Origin of the sequence: Streptomyces sp. NPDC016562 (assembly GCF_043076955.1) — a bacterium.
In the GTDB taxonomy this organism is placed as follows: Bacteria; Actinomycetota; Actinomycetes; order Streptomycetales; family Streptomycetaceae; genus Streptomyces.
Window position 1 is genome coordinate 208,794 of record NZ_JBIBRZ010000003.1, and the last position, 19,351, is coordinate 228,144.

The window sequence follows — 19,351 nt, forward strand, 5'->3', positions numbered from 1 at the left end:
CAGTGAGGTCCTCACGTCACATACGGAAGATGCCGAAGCCCGAGTCGCCCAGAGGGGCGTTCGCGCACGCGGTCAGGGCCAGTCCCAGCACCTGCCGGGTTTCCATCGGGTCGATGACCCCGTCGTCCCACAGCCTCGCGGTGGCGTAGTAGGCGTTGCCCTGCTCCTCGTACTGCGCGCGGACCGGGGCCTTGAAGGCCTCCTCGTCCTCGGCGGGCCACTCCTGGCCCGCGCCCTCGATCTGGTCGCGCTTGACCGTCGCCAGGACCGAGGCGGCCTGCTCGCCGCCCATCACGGAGATCTTGGCGTTCGGCCACATCCACAGGAAGCGGGGCGAGTACGCCCGCCCGCACATTGAGTAGTTGCCCGCGCCGTACGAGCCGCCGACCACCACGGTCAGCTTCGGCACCCGGGCGCAGGCCACGGCCGTCACCATCTTCGCGCCGTGCTTGGCGATGCCGCCGGCCTCGTAGTCACGGCCGACCATGAAGCCCGAGATGTTCTGGAGGAAGAGCAGCGGGATCCCGCGCTGGTCGCACAGCTCGATGAAGTGCGCGCCCTTCTGGGCCGATTCGGAGAACAGGATGCCGTTGTTGGCGATGATCCCGACCGGGTGCCCGTGGATCCGGGCGAAGCCGGTGACCAGCGTCTGCCCGAACTCCGACTTGAACTCCTGGAAGCGGGACCCGTCCACGATCCGCGCGATGACCTCGCGGGCGTCGTACGGGGTGCGGGAGTCGACGGGGACCGCGCCGTACAGCCCCTGCGGGTCCACCTTGGGCTCCTCGGGAGCCTCGACCGACCAGGGCAGGGGCCCGCGGTCCGGGAGGGTCGCCACGATGTTCCGTACGATCCGCAGCGCGTGCGCGTCGTCCTCCGCGAGGTGGTCGGTGACGCCGGAGACCCGGGAGTGGACCTCGCCGCCGCCCAGCTCCTCGGCCGTGACGACCTCGCCGGTGGCCGCCTTCACCAGCGGCGGGCCGCCGAGGAAGATCGTGCCCTGGCCGCGGACGATGACGGCCTCGTCGCTCATGGCCGGTACGTACGCACCGCCCGCCGTGCAGGAGCCGAGGACGGCGGCGATCTGCGGGATGCCGGCCCCCGACATGCGCGCCTGGTTGTAGAAGATGCGGCCGAAGTGCTCCCGGTCGGGGAAGACCTCGTCCTGCATGGGCAGGAAGGCGCCGCCCGAGTCGACCAGGTAGAGGCAGGGGAGACGGTTCTCCAGGGCCACCTCCTGGGCGCGCAGGTGCTTCTTGACGGTCATCGGGTAGTACGTGCCGCCCTTGACGGTGGCGTCGTTCGCGACGATCACGCACTCGCGGCCGCTGACCCGGCCGATGCCCGCGATGACCCCGGCGGCGGGCGCCGCGCCCCCGTACATGCCCTCGGCGGCCAGCGGGGCCAGCTCCAGGAAGGGGGATCCGGGGTCGAGGAGAGTGTCGACGCGGTCGCGCGGGAGGAGCTTCCCGCGCGCGGTGTGGCGGGCGCGGGCCTTCTCGCCGCCGCCGAGCCGGGCCGCGTCGAGCCGGGCCCGCAGCCCCTCGGTCAGCGCGCGGTGGGCGGCCTCGTTGGTCCGCCAGGCCTCGGACGCCGGGTCCGCGGCGCTCGTCAGCACTGGTGCCTGCTGCATCGGTCGAGCTCCCTTGCTCGTTCCACTTGCTCGGTACACGTTGTTAATGAGCGTTAACGTGTCTGAGGCCTAGGTTAACGACCGCTAACGGCCCTGTCTAGAATGGTTTCCCATGAGCACCAGAGCGGCCGCCCCGACCCGTCGCGAGCAGATCCTCAGTGAGGCCGCTCGCCTGTTCGCCGCGCGTGGATTCCACGGGGTCGGCGTCGACGAGATAGGGGCCGCGGTGGGCATCAGCGGCCCCGGCCTGTACCGGCACTTCGCGGGCAAGGACGCGATGCTCGCCGAGCTGCTCGTCGGCATCAGCGAGCGGCTGCTGACCGGCGGCCGCCACCGGGTGGCGCAGGCGGCGGGCGACCCGGCGCGGGTGCTGTCCTCCCTCATCGACGGGCACATCGACTTCGCGCTCGACGACCGGGCGCTGATCACCCTGCACGACCGGGAGCTCGACCGGCTGCGGGAGGAGGACCGCAAGCTGGTGCGCCAGCTCCAGCGCCAGTACGTCGAGCTGTGGGTGACCGTCGTACGGGAACTGCACCCCGAGGTCGGCGAGGCCGAGGTACGCGTCTGCGTGCACGCGGTGTTCGGCCTGCTCAACTCGACCCCGCACCTGGCCGCGCTGGGCCGGGAGGCGACGGAGTCGCTGCTGCGGCGCATCGCGCACGGGGCCTTCGGCGCGCTGTAGGGGGCGCGCGGGGGTTCGCTCATGCGCCCGCCGGTCGCCCGCCGATCGCCCGGTGATCGGAATGGACGCGCCGCCTCCGCCCCGGCGGCGGCAGAATGGCCCGTATGCCGAAGCCGATAGAGACGCCCGACCAGCCCGTGGGAACGCCGAGCCGCGCCGAACTCATCGACCATCTGGTCCGCACGCGGATCGCGGGGCAGGTCGCGACCCCGCGCGAGAACAACCTCAGCCACTACCGCAAGCTCGCCAACGGCGACCGGCACTACTGGCTCGGCCTGGAGCTGGGCGACCGCTGGGCGGACGAGCAGGACGTGCTCGCGGTGATGGCGGAGCGGTGCGGGGTCGTGGACGACCCCGGCTTCCGGCACGGCCAGGACACCATCGACCCCGAGCTGACCGTGGCCGGCCTGGACCGGCTGGCGGCGCGGCTGCGCAAGGCCGCGCTGGACCGGCAGAGCGTGCTGTTCGCCACCGGGCACCCGGGCGGCCTCCTGGACGTCCACCGGGCCACGGCCGCGGCCCTGCGCGCCGCGGGCTGCGAGATCGTCGTCATCCCGCAGGGCCTGGTCGCGGACGAGGGCTCGGTGTGGCAGTTCGCGGACGTCGCGGTGCTGGAGCGGGGCGCGACCCTGTGGCACACCCACTCACCGGAGCCGATGGCCGCGATCCTCGACGGCCTGACGGCGGCGGGCCGCCCGCAGCCGGACCTGGTCGTCGCCGACCACGGCTGGGCGGGCTGCGCGGCCCAGCGCGGCCTGGACGCGGTCGGCTACGCCGACTGCAACGACCCGGCCCTCTTCCTCGCGGAGGCCGAAGGCACCCTCCAGGTCGCGATCCCCCTGGACGACCACGTCCGCGACCCCCGTCACTACGACCCGATGGTGGCCTACGTCCTCGCAGCGGCGGGCCTCGGCGACGCGTAGCCCGGCGGGGCGCTGGCCGCTCCGGTCAGCCCTCCGGCTCGGCCGAGCGCACGTACCATACGTCAGCGTTGTGGGGCAGGAACCCCTTTCTGCCGTACTCGCCGGCGAAGACCACGAGGTAGATCTTGCACGACTTACCGCTGTCGGGTCCCCGGAAGTCGAACCTGATCCCCGGCTCCTCGTCGGGGTAGGTGTCAAATACCCAGGTCGCCGGCCCGGTGTAGGTCCGGCCTGCCGCTCCGGTGGACTGGCCGCAGTCCGGCCCGGGCCGCGTCACCCGTTCCAGCTCTGCGGACCCGTCGGCCCGAACCGTCAGACGACCGCCGTCCGAGCCCTGCCAGCTCCCCTGCACATCGGTGACCGCGAGGGAGGCCTCGCGGTCCCCGCCGAGGTCCACCCGCAAGGCGGCCAGCACGGCCACGAAGAGCCCCGCCGCGACCAGGAACCACCAGAGGAACTGCCGGGGGCGGACGTTCACGGAGCGCTCCCTCTCGTACCGGGGAGGGTCCGCAGGGCCTTCCCCTCGGCGGCGGAGCCGGTCACGCGCGGGGGACGCGGACGACGCCCTCCTGGATGACCGTGATCGCCAGTTGGCCGTCCTGGGTGTAGATGCGGGCCTGGCCCAGGCCGCGGCCGCCGTGGGCCGAGGGGGACTCCTGGTCGTACAGGAGCCATTCGTCGGCGCGGAAGGGGCGGTGGAACCACATCGCGTGGTCCAGCGAGGCGCCGACCACGTCGCCCACCGCCCAGCCGCCGCGGCCGTGCGCGAGCAGGACCGAGTCCAGCAGGGTCATGTCGGAGACGTAGGTGGCCAGGCAGGTGTGCAGCAGCGGGTCCGCGCTGTCCAGCTTGCCGGCCGTGCGGAACCACACCTGGCTGTGGGGCTCCAGCGGCTCGCCGACGCTGCCCCAGGGCGGGGTCGTCGCGTACCGCAGGTCCACCGCCTCGCGCGTCTCGATCAGCCGCTCCACCGTGCCCGGGTCGCGGAAGATCTCCCGGTACGCGGGCAGGGACTCGGCCGCGGTGGGCAGGGACTCCGGGTCCGGGGCCGGCGGCATGGCGACCTGGTGGTCGAGGCCGTCCTCGTACGTCTGGAACGACGCCGAGAGGTGGAAGATCGGCTGGCCGTGCTGGACGGCGACGACCCGGCGGGTGGTGAAGGAGCGCCCGTCGCGGATCCGGTCCACCGAGTAGACGATGGGCGCGCTCGTGTCCCCGGTGCGCAGGAAGTACGAGTGCAGCGAGTGCGCGGTGCGGTCCGCGGGGACGGTCCGGCCGGCCGCGACCAGCGCCTGGGCCGCGACCTGACCGCCGAACACGCGCGGTACCAGCGAAGGGCGGCTGGTACCGCGGAAGATGTTCTCCTCGATCTGCTCCAGGTCGAGCAGATCGAGGAGCGACGTCAGTGCCTCGTTCATGGGGGAAGGGTAAGGGCCCGGATTTCCTTACAGGCCCATGGACTTGGCGATGATGGACTTCATGACCTCGCTGGTGCCGCCGTAGATGCGGTTCACGCGGTTGTCGGCGTACAGGCGGGCGATCGGGTACTCGTTCATGTAGCCGTAACCGCCGTGCAGCTGGAGGCACTTGTCGATCACGCGGTGCGCGACCTCGGTGCAGAACAGCTTCGCGGACGCGGCCTCGGCCGCCGTCAGCTCACCGGCGTCCAGGGCCTCCAGGGCGCGGTCGGCGACGGCCTCGGCGGCGTCGACCTCGGCCTGGCAGGCGGCCAGCTCGAACTTGGTGTTCTGGAAGTGCGCGACCGGCTTGCCGAAGACGGTGCGCTCCGTGACGTACTGCTGGGCGAACCGGATCGCGGCCTTGGACTGCGCGTACGCGCCGAACGCGATGCCCCAGCGCTCGGACGGCAGGTTGGCGCCGAGGTAGTAGAAGCCCTTGTTCTCCTCGCCGAGCAGGTCCTCGACCGGCACCTTCACGTCGACGAACGCCAGCTCGGCGGTGTCGGAGGTGCGCAGGCCCAGCTTGTCCAGCTTGCGGCCGATGGAGTAGCCCTCGGACTTGGTGTCCACGGCGAAGAGGGAGATGCCGAAGCGGCGGTCGTCCTCGCGCGGGGCGGAGGTGCGGGCGCAGACGATCACGCGGTCGGCGTGCACGCCACCGGTGATGAAGGTCTTGGCGCCGTTGAGGACGTAGTGGGTGCCGTCCTCGGAGAGCTTCGCGGTGGTCTTCATGCCCGCGACGTCGGAACCGGTGCCCGGCTCGGTCATCGCGAGGGCCCACATCTCCTCGCCGGAGACGAACTTCGGCAGGAAGCGCTTCTTCTGCTCGTCGCTCGCCAGCATCTTGATGTAGGGCAGGGCGAGCAGCACGTGCACGCCGGAGCCGCCGAAGTTCACGCCCGCGCGCGAGGTCTCCTCGTAGAGGACGGCCTCGAACTTGTGCGTGTCCAGGCCCGCGCCGCCGAACTCCTCGGGGACGTTGATCCCGAAGATGCCCAGCTCGCCGAGCTTGTAGTAGAAGTCGCGAGGTGCCTGACCGGCGGCGAACCACTCGTCGTAGACCGGGACGACCTCGGCCTCGATGAAGGCGCGAATGGTCTCGCGGAACGCCTCGTGGTCCTCGTTGAACACCGTACGGCGCACGGCCGGCTCCCTTCGGTCGCGGCAGTCCGCCGCCTTATCTAAGCGCTTGCTCAGATTAAGTTACCGGCGAGTTGTCCTCGCTGTCCAGAGTGCCGTACGCCACCCCCGCTCCGACCCGGCGCGCGCCGATGAGTTTCGCCGTGACCAGCGGTCTACCGTCACAAGAGGCGATCAAGACGACGCGGCCGGCAGGGGAGATCACGATGGGTACGTACGTCCAGCTCGGCGATGTGAAGACCTGGTACGAGGAGCACGGCGCGGGCGACCCGCTGGTGCTGATGCACGGCGGTCTGGTGGACGCCCGCTTCTTCGCGCCGAACCTCGGCCCGCTAACCGAGCACTTCCACGTCTACACGCCCGAGCGCCGCGGCCACGGCCACACCCCGGACGTACCGGGTCCGATCACCTACCAGCTCATGGCCGACGACACGATCGCCTTCCTGGAGACGGTGGTGGGCGGCCCCGCCGACCTGGTGGGCCACAGCGACGGGGCGGTCGTGGCCATGCTGGTGGCGATGCGGCGCCCGGAGCTCGTCAAGCGGCTGGTGATGATCAGCGGCGGCTTCAACAAGGCGGGCGAGGCCGTGCCCGACATGGAATGGGACGTCGAGCAGATCTTCCAGTTCCTCGGACCGGCGTACGGCGAGGTCTCCCCGGACGGCATCGACCACTTCAGGGTGGTGGCAGCGAAGATCGGCGAGATGGCGGCCAAGGAGCCGAACCTGCAGGCCTCCGACCTGGCCGCCGTGACCCAGCGCGCGCTCGTGATGTTCTCCGACGACGACCTCGTCACCATGGGCCACGTGGTGGAGATGTACGAGGCACTGCCGCACGCCGAACTGGCCGTGGTGCCCGGCACCTCGCACTTCCTCACCCAGGAGAAGTCCGCGCTCGTCAACGCGATCGTCCTGGACTTCCTCACCCATGACCCCGTCCCGACGGTGGCGGCGATCCGCCGGGCGGCGCGCTGAGGTCCGGGGACCCCGCGCCGGCCGGTCGCCGTACACCCGGCCCGCTCAGACGCCCGCCTCGTAGCGCAGGGCGAACCACAGCTCCATCCGGGTGTCCGGGTCGTCCAGGTCGCGCCCCAGCAGGGCCGTGCAGCGGGCGATGCGCTGGCGGACCGTGTTGCGGTGCACGCCGAGCGCGGCGGCGCTGCGGTCCCAGCTGCCGTGGTGGGCGAGCCAGGAGCGCAGGGTGGCGCGCAGCGCGGGGCTCAGCGGGGCCAGCAGGGCCTCGGCGTGGGCGCGGGCCTCGGCCTCGCCGACCAGCCCCGCGAAGCCGGGGTCCGCGTGCCGGGCGAGCGGGGTGCGGGCCGCCTCCGCCCGCTCCAGGGCCCGCCGGGCCTGCGCGTCGGCGGCCGCCAGTGCCTCGGGCGGGGCCGCCGCGCTGACCCCCAGCCGCCAGCCCGGCTGGGGTGCGGGCTCCCGCGCGGTGAGCAGGCGTACGTCCTGCCCCCGCACGTCGAGCAGTACGGTGCCCAGCGCGGCCGCGAGGGCCCGCGCATCGCCGCCGCCGCGCGCGTGGACCGCGTACCAGGGTCCCGGGGCCAGCGCCTCGGCCGGGGAACCGCCCAGGAGCAGCCGGGTCAGGGCCGCGGTGCCCTCCCCCGACGGGCGGTCCGCGGTGAGCAGCGCCAGCAGGACGGCGGCGACCGAGGCGATGGTGTGGTCGCCCGGCGCCCGGCCGGGGGTGGCGGTGCCGAGCGCCGCCGCGGGACCCGGCCCGGACCAGGTCCCGGCGGGGGCGCCGCCGCCCGGGGACGGCTCCGGTACGGCGGCTGCCGCAGGCGTGTGACGGCCCAAGGCGTAGGCGGCCAGGTGCCAGCCGTCGGCCTCGTCGGTCGCCGTCGCCGGGCCGCCCGCCTGACCGGCGCGGGCCAGCAGCGCGCGCAGGGCGCGTTCCGCCTCCGGCGGGGGCGGGCTCCCCGCCGCGCGGCCGTCGGGCCAGAGCGCGACATGGCCGCCCAGGCTCGCCGCGAGACGGGACAGGACGGCCGGGACCGGCTCGGGCCGGGCCGCGGCGGCGGCCAGGGACTGCTGGGCCTCGGTGACCCGGCGCAGCTCGCGCGTACGGGCCTGCGCCATCAGCCGCCAGACCGCGCGGGCGACCGCCGTGAACGGGGTGCGCGGCGGGACCTCCAGCAGGGGCAGCCCGTGCCGGTCGCAGGCTTCGACGAGGGCCCGCGGTACGACCTCGTGCACGGGCGTCACCCCGAAGCCGAGCCCGGCCACCCCGGCCCGCACCAGCCGCCGTACGTACTCCTCGGCCTCGCCGCTCTCTCCGGGCTCCGTCCCCGCGAGGCCCGCGCCCGCCGTCAGCAGCAGCTCGCCGCCCAGCAGGTAGGGGGACGGGTCCGCCATCTCCGACGCGTGCACCCCGTGGACGTCGACGTCCCCGATGCCGGCCGGGCCCGCGAGCAGCCGCAGACCCAGATCGTCCGGGCCGAGCAGGGCGGAGAGCCGCACCGGCTCGGTGGGGGGAGTGGGCCGCGCGCCCATCCGGTCCGCGTCACCCGCAGGCGGCTGCATGGATGCTCCGTACATAGCGGCGGCTGCTGATGGATGAACCGTACACTTCGCGCCCCCGGGGTTGCCGCTTACGCTCGAAGGACCGCACCCGTAGGACCACAGAAGGGCACCCCCCATGAGCACGCAGCCGCGCGGCCCCGTCGACTCCTCCCGCATCCCGCGCTACGCGGGCCCCGCGACCTTCGCCCGGCTGCCCCGCCTGGACGAGGTCGGCACGGCGGACGTCGCCGTCGTCGGCGTGCCCTTCGACTCCGGTGTCTCCTACCGCCCCGGCGCCCGCTTCGGCGGCAACGCGATCCGCGAGGCCTCCCGCCTGCTGCGCCCGTACAACCCGGCGCAGGACGCCTCCCCCTTCGCCCTCGCGCAGGTCGCCGACGCCGGCGACATCGCCGTGAACCCCTTCAACATCAACGAGGCCGTCGAGACGGTCGAGGCGGCCGCGGACGAGCTGCTGAACGCCGGCTCCCGCCTGATGACCCTCGGCGGCGACCACACCATCGCCCTGCCGCTGCTGCGCTCCGTCGCCAAGAAGCACGGCCCGGTCGCGCTCCTGCACTTCGACGCCCACCTGGACACCTGGGACACCTACTTCGGCGCCGAGTACACCCACGGCACGCCGTTCCGCCGGGCGGTGGAGGAGGGCATCCTCGACACCGAGGCGTTGTCGCACGTCGGCACCCGCGGCCCGCTGTACGGCAAGCAGGACCTCGACGACGACGCCAAGATGGGCTTCGGCATCGTCACCTCGGCGGACGTCTACCGGCGCGGCGCCGACGAGGTCGCCGACCAGCTGCGCCAGCGCATCGGCGACCGTCCGCTCTACATCTCGATCGACATCGACGTACTGGACCCGGCGCACGCGCCCGGCACCGGCACCCCGGAGGCGGGCGGCATGACCTCCCGCGAGCTGCTGGAGATCATCCGCGGCCTCTCCTCCTGCAACCTCGTCTCCGCCGACGTGGTCGAGGTGGCCCCGGCGTACGATCACGCGGAGATCACCTCCGTCGCGGCCTCGCACACCGCGTACGAGCTCACCACGATCATGAGCCGTCAGATCGCGCAGTCGAAGGGCAAGTAGGACACGTGACGCACGACCACGACCTGGTTCTCCGTCCCACCGAGGCCCAGACGGCCGCCGCCCTCGCGCCGCCGCCGGGCCGCACGGGCGGGGACCTGGTCGTGGAGACGCTGCGTTCGCTCGGCGCGGCCACCGTCTTCGGACTGCCGGGGCAGCACGCGCTCGGCCTCTTCGACGCGGTCGGGCGCAGCGACCTGCGCCTGGTCACCCTCCGGGTGGAGAACAACGCGGCCTTCGCGGCGGACGCGTACGGCCGCCTCACGGGCGAGGCCGTCCCGCTCCTGCTGTCCACCGGCCCGGGCGCGCTGACGGCCCTGCCGGCCCTGGCCGAGGCCGCGGCCGCCTCCGCCCCGGTCCTGGCGATCTCCTCGCAGGTGCCGACGCCCGGCCTGGGCGGCGGCCGGCGCGGCCACCTGCACGAGCTGCGGGAGCAGTCGGCGTCCTTCCGGGACGTGGTGAAGTCCGTCCACCAGGCCCGCACCCCCTCGCAGATCCCGTCGGTGATCGCCGAGGCGTGGGAGTCGGCGCTCACCGCTCCGCACGGCCCGGTGTGGGTGGAGATCCCCGAGGACGTCCTGCGCGCCGAGACCCTGATTCCCCAGGTCACGGGCATGGACGCGACCCCGCACGAGCTGGCGCCGCGCCCCGAGCTGACGGCGGTGGCGGCCCACTGGCTGTCGCGGGCCTCGCGCCCGGTGATCGTCGCGGGCGGCGGAGTCATCCGCTCCGACGCGGCGGGCAAGCTCAGGCAGCTGGCCGAACGCCTCAACGCCCCGGTGGTCACCACCTTCGGCGGCAAGGGCGCCTTCCCCTGGACGCACCCGCTGTCCCTCCAGTCCTGGCTGGAGGACCGCCACATGACGGACTTCCTGGAGGACGCCGACGTCCTGCTGGTCGTCGGCTCCGGCCTCGGTGAACTCTCCTCGAACTACCACACGTTCTTCCCGACCGGCCGGGTCGTCCAGATCGAGGCCGACCTCGGCAAGCTGGAGTCCAACCACCCTGCGCTCGGCATCCACGCGGACGCCCGCCTGGCCCTCCAGGCCCTGCTGGAGACGGTCTCCGAGCGCGAGGACCCCGGCGCCCCCGAGCGCGTGCGCCTCGTACTGGCCGACATCGCGGCCCGTCTGGCGGCGCAGGACCTCACCCTGGAGCAGGCCCTCCTGGCCTCGGTCCGCGCGGCCCTGCCCCCGCGCTCCCCGTCCTTCTGGGACATGACGATCCTGTCCTACTGGGCCTGGTCCGCCTTCGACCCCAAGCACCCCAACACCATGCACTCGGCGCAGGGCGCGGGAGGCCTCGGCTACGCCTTCCCGGCGGCCCTCGGCGCGGCCGTCGCCGAGCCGGGCACCCCGGTCCTCGCCGTCTCGGGCGACGGCGGCGCGATGTACTCGATCGCGGAGCTGGCCACGGCGGAGCAGCACGACCTGGACGTCACCTGGCTGATCGTGGACGACGGCGGCTACGGCATCCTGCGCGAGTACGGCTGTACGACCGGAACGGACCTGCCCGGGCCCGACTTCGTCGCCCTGGCGCAGTCCTTCGGCGTCCCGGCGGCCACCACCACCCCGGACACCCTGAAGGACGACCTCAAGAAGTCCCTCACCACCCCCGGGCCCTCGGTCCTGGTCCTCACGGCCACCCTCAGGATGTTCGCCCCGACGCACCTGGCCCAGGAGGAGCCCCCCTTCGGGGGATGACGCTGTGTCACCGGGCCGGGAGACCGGGGCCGGGCGCCGCGGTGTGCGACGTTGGCCGGCGGACCGGACCCGAGCAGAGGTGGTGGTGCCGTGATGCGCGCAGTCGTCCGCGGTCTTGTGGCAACGGTGGTGGCGGGCGTGCTGGCCGCGGCCGCGGGGTGCGGGGGCGGAGACGGGGACGGAGGGTCGGGCAACGCGAGCGGGCAGCCCACGCCGCCGCCCACCTCCGAGGTGCAGGAGGACACCCCCGACTCCTCGGCGTCGGTGTTCCTGGGCCAGGGGACCGACGAATCCACGGCGGGGCTCAACGTGCCGACCGCGCCGGTGGGCCAGCCGGCCAGCGCGGACCTCACCGTGACCAACCCGCAGGGCGAGACCGCCACCGTCCAGAACGTCGCGGCCTCCACCACCAGCGGCGAGACCTCCGTCATCGAGGACACCTGTACGGGCGTCGCGCTGCCACCGGGGGGCACCTGCCGGATCAGGGTCCGGCACATCGCCACGGAGGCCGGCTCCTACAGCGGTGAGCTGACCGCGACGACCTCCGACGGCAAGGTCGTGACCGTCGGCATCACCGGTGAGGCAAGTGAGGCAGTGGGCGCGGCCACCCCCAGCGAGGAGGTCACCCCGGAGTCCGCATCGCCCTCGCCGACCCCCGAGGAGACCTACACCGACATCGAACCGCTCCCGACCGAAGGCTGACGGCCCTCACCGAACGCCGACGCCCGTCACGCCCGGAGTTCCATCCTGACGGTCCCGTCGTCGGGCAGGACCACCAGCGTGCGCTCCCGCTGCCCCGGCAGGTAGGAGACGAGGTAGAGACGGGCCGCCGCCTTCGCGAAGAGGCGGAAGCCCGTGTACTGGTAGCGGTACGGGCCCCTGGCCGGGCCCAGGTCCTCGACGTGGATGCCCGGGGCGTGGTGGATCACGGGCACCCGGGAGTAGAGGACCACCCTCGGGCTGGAGACGTAGCCCTCCCAGGCGTAGTTCCTGGCGTCGGTGCGGCCCGCCGCGTCCACGTAGCGCGCCATCCCGAAGAACAGGCTCATCGTCAGCACCCCCAGGAGCAGGGCCCCGGCCGCCAGCCACAGCCGGTCGGCCGTACGGTTCTGCCGGTCCGGGGCCCGCTGGCCGTCCAGGCCGTCGCCCAGGCGCAGCTGTACGGCGGCGAACGCCAGCGTGGCGCCCAGGGCCACCGCGAGACAGGGCGCGAACTCGCGCAGCCAGCCCCGGGGGAGCCGCGGCAGCCGGTCCTCCCAGAAGAAGACCGGGAAGCCCAGCAGCACCAGGAAGAGCCCGGCCGCGAGCAGCCAGGCGGCCACCGTCTCGCGCCGGTCCCGGTGCCCGGACCGGGCCAGCCACCGCCCCGCCCACCCCAGTGCCAGCAGCGTGACCAGCCCGCAGCACAGCAGGAACCACAGCGGGAAGAAGATCGCGCCGGGGCTGCGGACCAGATAGGCCTGGACGGAGAGCTGCAAGTCGGCCGTCGGCACGCCGAAGGTGGCGTAGTACGCCTCGGTGTAGGTGCTGCCGAAGTAGTAGAGGAGGCCGAGGGCGATGGTCCCCGGCGCCGCGATGTACGTCACCTTCTCCAGGAACGCCCTCGACGGGCCCGCGGTGTGCGCGGCAGGCGCCCGTGGTCCGGGCGGGGGCTGCTCCTGCGGCTCCGACATGCCGCCCAGTCTGTCCCCCGCCCCCCGGGCCCGCACCCGGGGCGGCGCGCCCGGCTGAACCGACGGGCGCGCCCCGGGGACCACAGCCGCACCCCAAGCCGTCACCGCAGCCGCGACTGAACCCGACCGGCCCCCATCCGGCGCTCCCCGCGTGCGCCCCGGCCGCCCGCCCGCCACGTTCGAACTGTTGCGGCGGGATGAAATCCGCCGGTCGGGGCGTTGGGGCTTCCGGCAGGACAAGGCGAACGGGGAGGCCTCACGTGACGGCGGCAGAGACGGCGACCGGGGACGAACAGGGCTGGGGCAGGCGGCTCGCCGCCTACACCTGGCGCTACAAGCTCAATGTGCTGCTCGCGCTCGGGTCCTCGCTGGCCGGTATGGCCGTCATGGCGCTCGTACCCCTGGTCACCAAGGTCATCATCGACGACGTCATCGGCGATCAGAGCAAGCCCATGGGGCCCTGGGCCGCCATGCTCGTGGGCGCGGCCCTCCTCGTCTACGTACTGACCTACATCCGCCGGTACTACGGCGGGCGCCTCGCCCTCGACGTGCAGCACGACCTGCGCACCGACATGTACGCCACCATCGCCCGCCTCGACGGGCGGCGGCAGGACGAGCTGTCCACCGGCCAGGTCGTCGGGCGGGCGACCAGCGACCTCCAGCTGATCCAAGGGCTGCTCTTCATGCTGCCCATGACCATCGGCAACTTCCTGCTCTTCGGGATATCCCTGGGGATCATGCTGGCGCTCTCGCCGCTCCTGACCCTCGTCGCCCTGCTGATGGCCCCCGCCCTCTGGTTCATCGCCCAGCGCAGCCGCAAGAAGCTCTTCCCCGCCACCTGGTACGCCCAGGGCCAGGCCGCCGCCGTCGCCACCGTCGTCGACGGGGCCGTGACCGGCGTCCGCGTGGTCAAGGGCTTCGGGCAGGAGGAGCAGGAGACCGCCAAGCTCCGCGAGGCCGGCCGCGGCCTGTTCGCGGGGCGGATGCGGGCCATCCGGCTGAACTCCCGCTACACCCCCGCCCTCCAGGCCGTCCCCGCGCTGGCGCAGGTCGCCATGCTGGCCCTCGGCGGCTGGATGGCCACCCGGGGGCAGGTCACCCTCGGTACGTTCGTGGCCTTCTCCACCTACCTCGCCCAGCTCGTCGGACCCGTGCGCATGCTCGCCATGGTGCTGACCGTCGGACAGCAGGCCCGCGCCGGCGTGGAGCGGGTGTTCGAGCTCATCGACACCGAACCCGCGATCCGGGAGGGCGCGCACGAGCTGCCCGCCGACGCGCCCGCCACCGTCGACTTCGACGACGTCCACTTCGGCTACGACCCCGCGCGTCCCGTCCTCGACGGGTTCTCGCTCTCCGTGGCGCAAGGCGAGACCGTCGCCGTCGTCGGCGCCTCCGGCAGCGGGAAGTCCACCCTCTCGCTCCTGCTCCCGCGCTTCTACGACGCCGACCGCGGCGCCGTCCGCGTCGGCGGCCACGACGTCCGCGAGCTGACCTACGCGTCCCTGCGCGGCGCGATCGGCCTCGTCCCCGAGGACTCCTTCCTCTTCTCCGACACCATCCGCGCCAACATCGCCTACGGACACCCCGAGGCCGGCGAGGAGCAGATCCGGGCCGCCGCGCGCGCCGCCCAGGCGGAGGGGTTCATCGAGGCCCTGCCCGCCGGGTACGACACCAAGGTCGGCGAGCAGGGACTGACCCTCTCCGGCGGCCAGCGCCAGCGCATCGCCCTCGCCCGCGCCATCCTCACCGACCCCCGCCTGCTCCTCCTCGACGACGCCACCTCCGCGGTCGACGCCCGCGTCGAGCACGAGATCCACGAGGCGCTGCGCGCCGTCATGGCCGGCCGGACCACCCTGCTCATCGCCCACCGCCGCTCCACGCTCGCGCTGGCCGACCGGATCGCCGTGCTCGAACACGGGCGGCTCGCCGACATCGGCACGCACGAGGAGCTGGAGAGCCGCTCCGCGCTCTACCGCAGGCTGCTCACCGACCCCGACGCGCTCGGCGCCGGCTCGCCGCGGACCCCCGACGCCCCCGTGATGAGCGAGTACGAGCGCGAGCTCGACCGCGACCTCGAACGGGACCTCGAACTCGAAGCCGAGATCGACTCCGAGCCCGTCAACGCCAAGCGCAGGGTCGCCGGCGGGATCACCCCCGAGCTCTGGCGCCGCCGGGAGGAGAAGCCCGGACCGGCCCCCGCCGCTGCCGCCACCGCCGTGCCCGGAGCCGGGCACTCCATGGCGGGCGCGGTCGCCGGTGCGCCGGCCACCCCCGAGCTCCTCGCGCAGGTGGCCGCGCTGCCGCCCGCCGACGACCGGCCCGACGTGGACGAGACCCGCGCCGCGGCCGCCGAGGAGAGCTACGGCCTGCGCCGTCTGCTCCGCGGCTTCTGGGCGCCCCTCGTCATCAGCCTCCTGCTCGTCGCCGTCGACGCGGGCGCCGGGCTGCTCCTGCCGATCCTGATCCGGCACGGCATCGACCAGGGCGTCGAGCAGGCCGTGCTCGGCGCCGTCTGGGCGGCGGCCGGCCTCGCGCTGGCCGTGGTCGTCGCGCAGTGGGCCGCGCAGGTCGCCGAGACCCGTATGACGGGCAGGACCGGCGAGCGCGTCCTCTACGCCCTGCGCGTCAAGATCTTCGCCCAGCTCCAGCGCCTCGGCCTCGACTACTACGAGCGCGAACTGACCGGCAAGATCATGACCCGGATGACCACCGACGTGGACTCCCTGTCCAGCTTCCTGCAGACCGGGCTCGTCACCGCCGTCGTCTCCGTCTTCACCTTCTTCGGCATCCTGATCGCCCTGCTCGTCCTCGACGTCGAGCTCGCGCTGATCGTCTTCGCGACCCTGCCCGTCCTGGTCGTCGGCACGATCGTGTTCCGCCGGAAGTCCGTCGCCGCGTACGAGCTCGCCCGCGACCGGGTCAGCCTGGTCAACGCCGACCTCCAGGAGTCCGTCTCGGGACTGCGCATCGTCCAGGCCTTCCGCCGCGAGGACGCGGGCGCCCGCCGCTTCGCGGAGCGCAGCGACGCCTACCGCCAGGCCCGGGTCCGCGGCCAGTGGCTGATCTCCGTCTACTTCCCCTTCGTCCAGCTGCTGTCCTCGGCCGCCGCCGCGGTCGTGCTGATCGTCGGAGCCGGGCGGGTGGAGGCCGGTACGCTCACCACCGGCGCGCTCGTCGCGTACCTGCTCTACATCGACCTGTTCTTCGCCCCCGTCCAGCAGCTCTCCCAGGTCTTCGACGGCTACCAGCAGGCCACCGTCTCCCTGGGCCGCATCCAGGGGCTGCTGCGCGAGCCCACCACCACACCGCGCCCCGAACACCCCCGCGAGACGTCCGCGCTGCGCGGGGAGATCGCCTTCGAGGACGTCCGCTTCCAGTACGGGACGGCGGAGGAACGCGGCGAGAAGGGGGAGGCGCTGGCCGGAATCAACCTCCGCATCCCCGCCGGGCAGACCGTCGCCTTCGTCGGCGAGACCGGCGCCGGGAAGTCCACCCTCGTCAAGATGGTGGCCCGGTTCTACGATCCGACCTCCGGCCGGATCACCGCCGACGGCACCGACCTGCGGGAGCTCGACCTGACGGCGTACCGCCACCGGCTCGGCGTCGTGCCCCAGGAGCCCTACCTCTTCCCGGGGACCGTGCGCGACGCCATCGCCTACGGGCGGCCCGAGGCGAGCGACGCCGAGGTGGAGGCCGCCGCCCGCGCGGTCGGCGCCCACGACATGATCGCCACCCTCGACGGCGGCTACCTGCACACCGTCGCCGAGCGCGGCCGCAACCTCTCCGCCGGGCAGCGCCAGCTGATCGCGCTGGCCCGCGCCGAACTCGTCGACCCGGACGTCCTGTTGCTCGACGAGGCCACCGCCGCCCTCGACCTGGCCACCGAGGCCCAGGTCAACCGCGCGACGGACCGCCTCGCGGGCAAGCGCACCACCCTGGTGGTGGCGCACCGGCTGACCACCGCCGCGCGCGCCGACCGGGTCGTGGTCATGGACCACGGCCGGGTCGTGGAGGACGGCACGCACGCCGAACTCCTGGCGCGCGGCGGCCGGTACGCCGCGCTGTGGCGCACCTTCGTCGGAGAGGACGAGCGCGCCGCCGCCTAGGCGGGTGGTCGCGCCGGGCCCGCGCCCGGCGCACCGGCTTACCGTCCTGCCGGCTCAGAGTTCGCCGAAGAGCAGGTTGCCCGGGGCGTCCTCTTCGGTGCCCGTGTAGTACTCGCGCACCGCGTGCAGGAGCTCGTCCACGGTCAGGGTGCCGTCCCCGTCCGCGTCGATGCGCTGGAACAGCGCCTCGGCGTCGGCCGGGCTCAGCTTCGTGTCGAAGGCCTCCTGGGCCTTGTGGAACTCGGCCGGGCTGATGCGCCCGTCGCCGTCGGTGTCGACGATCGTGAGGATCGCCTGCACCATCGGCCTGAACGAGCGGTCGTAGGCGGGCCCGCCCTGCGCGTACAGCCGGGTCATGCCCTGCTTGTACTCCTCGGGCGTGACTTTGCCGTCCCGGTCGATGTCCAGCTCGGTGAACAGGTCCTGCCAGAAGTCGGCCAGCCCGCCCATCACCAGGGTCGCCTTCGGCGAGGTGGCCGGCTCCGCGAGGGCCGACAGCAGGCGGGACCCCAGCGCGATGATGTCGTCGGAGTCGATGACCCCGCTGCCGTCGGCGTCCAGGTGCGCGAAGGCGCGGTCCAGCTTGCGTTCGAGGAGGGCGTTCGTCATGGCGGTGCCTTTCAACGGCTACGGTGTGCGGGTTGTTGATCACCTACCGTAATCTCCGTCGTGATCGTGGATTCCCGTTCTCCCGCTAGGAAGTTGTGGATGCACTCTTACGAGGTATGGGTGGCCGGCGCCGCGGAGCCCGGCACCCGTTGGGTCTACTGGCCCCGGGTGGGTCAACTGCTCCGCGAGCCCTTCGAGGTGCTCGCCCTCAAGGCGCGGCTGGAGCGCGGCGAGGACCTCCCGTACGACGACCGGCTCCTCGCCGGACGCGTCGCCATGTCCACCCCCGGCCAGGGGCTGCGCGCCCTGGCCGCCGCCCGGGCCGCCCAGCCCGGCTGGGCCCGGGTCCCGCTCGACGACCGGCTGGAGCTGCTGCACGGCATCCACCGGGCCGTCACCGAGCGGTACGCGGAACTGAAGGCATTGCTGGTCGCCGAGGGCCACCCGGTACGGCTGGCGGCCTGGGAACTGGCCTCCGTGGCCAGCGCGTTCCACCCCGACTCGGTCGCCGACTTCGCCGCCCAGCTGCGGCAGCCGGAGCGGACCGCGGCCGGCCGGCGCATCCGCATGGTGCGCAAGCCCGACGGAGTGGTGTGCCTGAGCCCGCCGCGCAACGCCCCGACCTCCAACTCCTTCTACGGGGCGCTGACGCTGGCCGCGGGCAACGGCCTGGTCGTCAACGCGCCGCCGACCGCCCCGCTCGGCGTCAGCTTCGTCTACCGCGAGATCGTGGCCCCGCTGCTGGAGCGACTCGGCGCCCCGCCCGGCATCCTGAACGTGGTCTCGACCCACGCCCGCGCCGTGATGCGGCAGTGGCTCGACAGCCCCGACTGCGACGACGTCGTCTTCTTCGGCGGCTCCGAGCAGGGCCTCAAGCTGGAGCGGGAGTGCGTGGCCGCGGGCAAGAAGCCCGTACTCGAACTGTCCGGCAACGACGGCGTGCTGGTGTGGGCCGACGCGGAGACCGATCTGGCCGCGCGGGCCCTGTGCGAGCGGTACTACGGCTCCGGACAGATCTGCATGACGCCCAAGTTCGCGATCGTCCACCCCGAGGCGGCGGACCGGCTGCTGAAGGAACTGGTGGAGCGGGCGCGCGGGATCCGGCCCGCCGCGCCCGAGGACCCGGACACGGTGCTGAGCCCGGTGGTGAAGCGGGCCGAGTTCAGCGAGTTCCTCGACGAGGTGCTGGCGGCCGGCGGTGAACTGCTGTGCGGCGGCGAGTTCGTCGACGTGGACGACGTACCGGCGGGGGAGGGGCCCTTCATCCGCCCGGCGGTCGTACGGGTGGACGGACTGGCCGCGGCCGCCCGGCTGCGGGCGTTCCGCGAGGAGACCTTCTTCCCGCTGCTGTGCGTGGTGGTCCCCGAGACCCCCGTCTCGCTCGACGACGCCATCGGCTTCCTCAACGCCAACCGCTACGGGCTGCGCAACTCCCTGTGGACGCAGGACGAGCGGGTCGTCGACCGGTTCTGCGGGGAGGTGGTCAACGGCGGGATGCTGAAGGTCAACGACTCGCACATCGGCTGTCTGCCGGTGCTCCCGTACAACGGCGGCACCGGGGCCACGGGCGGGATCTTCGGCGAGGCCAACCAGCCCGCCGTGCGCACCACCCACCTCCAGTCGATCGCCGTCGCCACCCCGGTCCGGCCCCGCGAGGCGGTCTTCGACCACGCGGCGGACGTGATGTGGGGCGCGGCGGGGGCGGTGGCCGGTCCGGCGCGCTGAGTCCTTGCCGGCCGCAACCTTCCGGCGGGCTCGGGTGTCGTACGTGCGTGCGTACGTCGTGCGCACGCACGATCGGGGGATCAGG

Annotated in this window: 15 protein-coding genes; 8 read left to right on the forward strand and 7 right to left on the reverse strand. The window is 73.2% G+C overall.

Annotated elements, in window-relative coordinates:
• Window positions 1-16: 16 nt before the first annotated feature.
• Complete coding sequence (locus tag ACF059_RS16110; protein ID WP_360897999.1) at window positions 17-1,633, reverse strand: carboxyl transferase domain-containing protein; 1,617 nt, start codon at window positions 1,631-1,633, stop codon at window positions 17-19.
• 112 nt (window positions 1,634-1,745) lie between these two features.
• On the opposite strand from ACF059_RS16110, the gene ACF059_RS16115 reads away from it, so the two are divergent.
• Both ACF059_RS16115 and ACF059_RS16120 read left to right on the forward strand, forming a co-directional pair.
• Window positions 1,746-2,318, forward strand: a complete 573-nt coding sequence (locus ACF059_RS16115; protein ID WP_361942212.1) for a TetR/AcrR family transcriptional regulator — start codon at window positions 1,746-1,748, stop codon at window positions 2,316-2,318.
• Between the two features lie 95 nt (window positions 2,319-2,413).
• Window positions 2,414-3,241 carry a phosphatase gene (locus tag ACF059_RS16120; protein ID WP_392057117.1) on the forward strand — a complete coding sequence of 276 codons (828 nt, stop codon included), beginning with the start codon at window positions 2,414-2,416 and terminating at the stop codon, window positions 3,239-3,241.
• Between the two features lie 25 nt (window positions 3,242-3,266).
• Here ACF059_RS16120 and ACF059_RS16125 read toward each other — a convergent pair whose 3' ends face one another.
• The 3 genes from ACF059_RS16125 to ACF059_RS16135 all read right to left on the reverse strand — a co-directional run bounded on the left by ACF059_RS16125 (window position 3,267) and on the right by ACF059_RS16135 (window position 5,844).
• Window positions 3,267-3,719 (reverse strand): hypothetical protein, encoded by a 453-nt coding sequence (locus tag ACF059_RS16125; protein WP_392057120.1) that lies wholly within the window; start codon window positions 3,717-3,719, stop codon window positions 3,267-3,269.
• A 61-nt stretch (window positions 3,720-3,780) separates the two neighbouring features.
• On the reverse strand, window positions 3,781-4,659 hold the full coding sequence (gene tesB, locus ACF059_RS16130; RefSeq protein WP_366867049.1) for an acyl-CoA thioesterase II: 879 nt from the start codon (window positions 4,657-4,659) through the stop codon (window positions 3,781-3,783).
• A 27-nt stretch (window positions 4,660-4,686) separates the two neighbouring features.
• Window positions 4,687-5,844, reverse strand: a complete 1,158-nt coding sequence (locus ACF059_RS16135; RefSeq protein ID WP_366867048.1) for an acyl-CoA dehydrogenase family protein — start codon at window positions 5,842-5,844, stop codon at window positions 4,687-4,689.
• A gap of 203 nt (window positions 5,845-6,047) precedes the next feature.
• Here ACF059_RS16135 and ACF059_RS16140 point away from each other — a divergent pair, with 203 nt between their 5' ends.
• Window positions 6,048-6,815 carry an alpha/beta fold hydrolase gene (locus tag ACF059_RS16140; protein WP_392057123.1) on the forward strand — a complete coding sequence of 256 codons (768 nt, stop codon included), beginning with the start codon at window positions 6,048-6,050 and terminating at the stop codon, window positions 6,813-6,815.
• Window positions 6,816-6,860: 45 nt separating this feature from the next.
• Here ACF059_RS16140 and ACF059_RS16145 read toward each other — a convergent pair whose 3' ends face one another.
• Window positions 6,861-8,375 carry a PucR family transcriptional regulator gene (locus ACF059_RS16145; protein ID WP_392057126.1) on the reverse strand — a complete coding sequence of 505 codons (1,515 nt, stop codon included), beginning with the start codon at window positions 8,373-8,375 and terminating at the stop codon, window positions 6,861-6,863.
• Window positions 8,376-8,490: 115 nt separating this feature from the next.
• On the opposite strand from ACF059_RS16145, the gene speB reads away from it, so the two are divergent.
• The 3 genes from speB (at window position 8,491) to ACF059_RS16160 (ending at window position 11,855) form a co-directional block, all read left to right on the forward strand.
• Window positions 8,491-9,453 (forward strand): agmatinase, encoded by a 963-nt coding sequence (gene speB, locus ACF059_RS16150; protein ID WP_360897986.1) that lies wholly within the window; start codon window positions 8,491-8,493, stop codon window positions 9,451-9,453.
• Window positions 9,454-9,458: 5 nt separating this feature from the next.
• Window positions 9,459-11,153 (forward strand): thiamine pyrophosphate-binding protein, encoded by a 1,695-nt coding sequence (locus ACF059_RS16155; protein WP_392057129.1) that lies wholly within the window; start codon window positions 9,459-9,461, stop codon window positions 11,151-11,153.
• Window positions 11,154-11,246: 93 nt separating this feature from the next.
• On the forward strand, window positions 11,247-11,855 hold the full coding sequence (locus ACF059_RS16160) for a hypothetical protein (protein ID WP_392057132.1): 609 nt from the start codon (window positions 11,247-11,249) through the stop codon (window positions 11,853-11,855).
• A gap of 26 nt (window positions 11,856-11,881) precedes the next feature.
• On the opposite strand, the gene ACF059_RS16165 is transcribed toward ACF059_RS16160, so the two are convergent.
• A complete protein-coding gene (locus tag ACF059_RS16165) occupies window positions 11,882-12,826 on the reverse strand; it encodes a hypothetical protein (RefSeq protein ID WP_392057134.1) in 945 nt (314 codons plus the stop codon).
• Between the two features lie 260 nt (window positions 12,827-13,086).
• On the opposite strand from ACF059_RS16165, the gene ACF059_RS16170 reads away from it, so the two are divergent.
• Entirely contained in the window at window positions 13,087-16,932 is a 3,846-nt protein-coding gene (locus ACF059_RS16170) for an ABC transporter ATP-binding protein (RefSeq protein ID WP_392057137.1), read from the forward strand.
• Between the two features lie 54 nt (window positions 16,933-16,986).
• On the opposite strand, the gene ACF059_RS16175 is transcribed toward ACF059_RS16170, so the two are convergent.
• Window positions 16,987-17,541 carry an EF-hand domain-containing protein gene (locus ACF059_RS16175; protein WP_392057140.1) on the reverse strand — a complete coding sequence of 185 codons (555 nt, stop codon included), beginning with the start codon at window positions 17,539-17,541 and terminating at the stop codon, window positions 16,987-16,989.
• 99 nt (window positions 17,542-17,640) lie between these two features.
• Between ACF059_RS16175 and ACF059_RS16180 the strand changes: the two genes are divergently transcribed.
• Window positions 17,641-19,266, forward strand: coding sequence for an aldehyde dehydrogenase family protein (locus ACF059_RS16180; RefSeq protein WP_392057143.1), 1,626 nt, complete (start codon window positions 17,641-17,643; stop codon window positions 19,264-19,266).
• Window positions 19,267-19,351 lie beyond the last annotated feature (85 nt).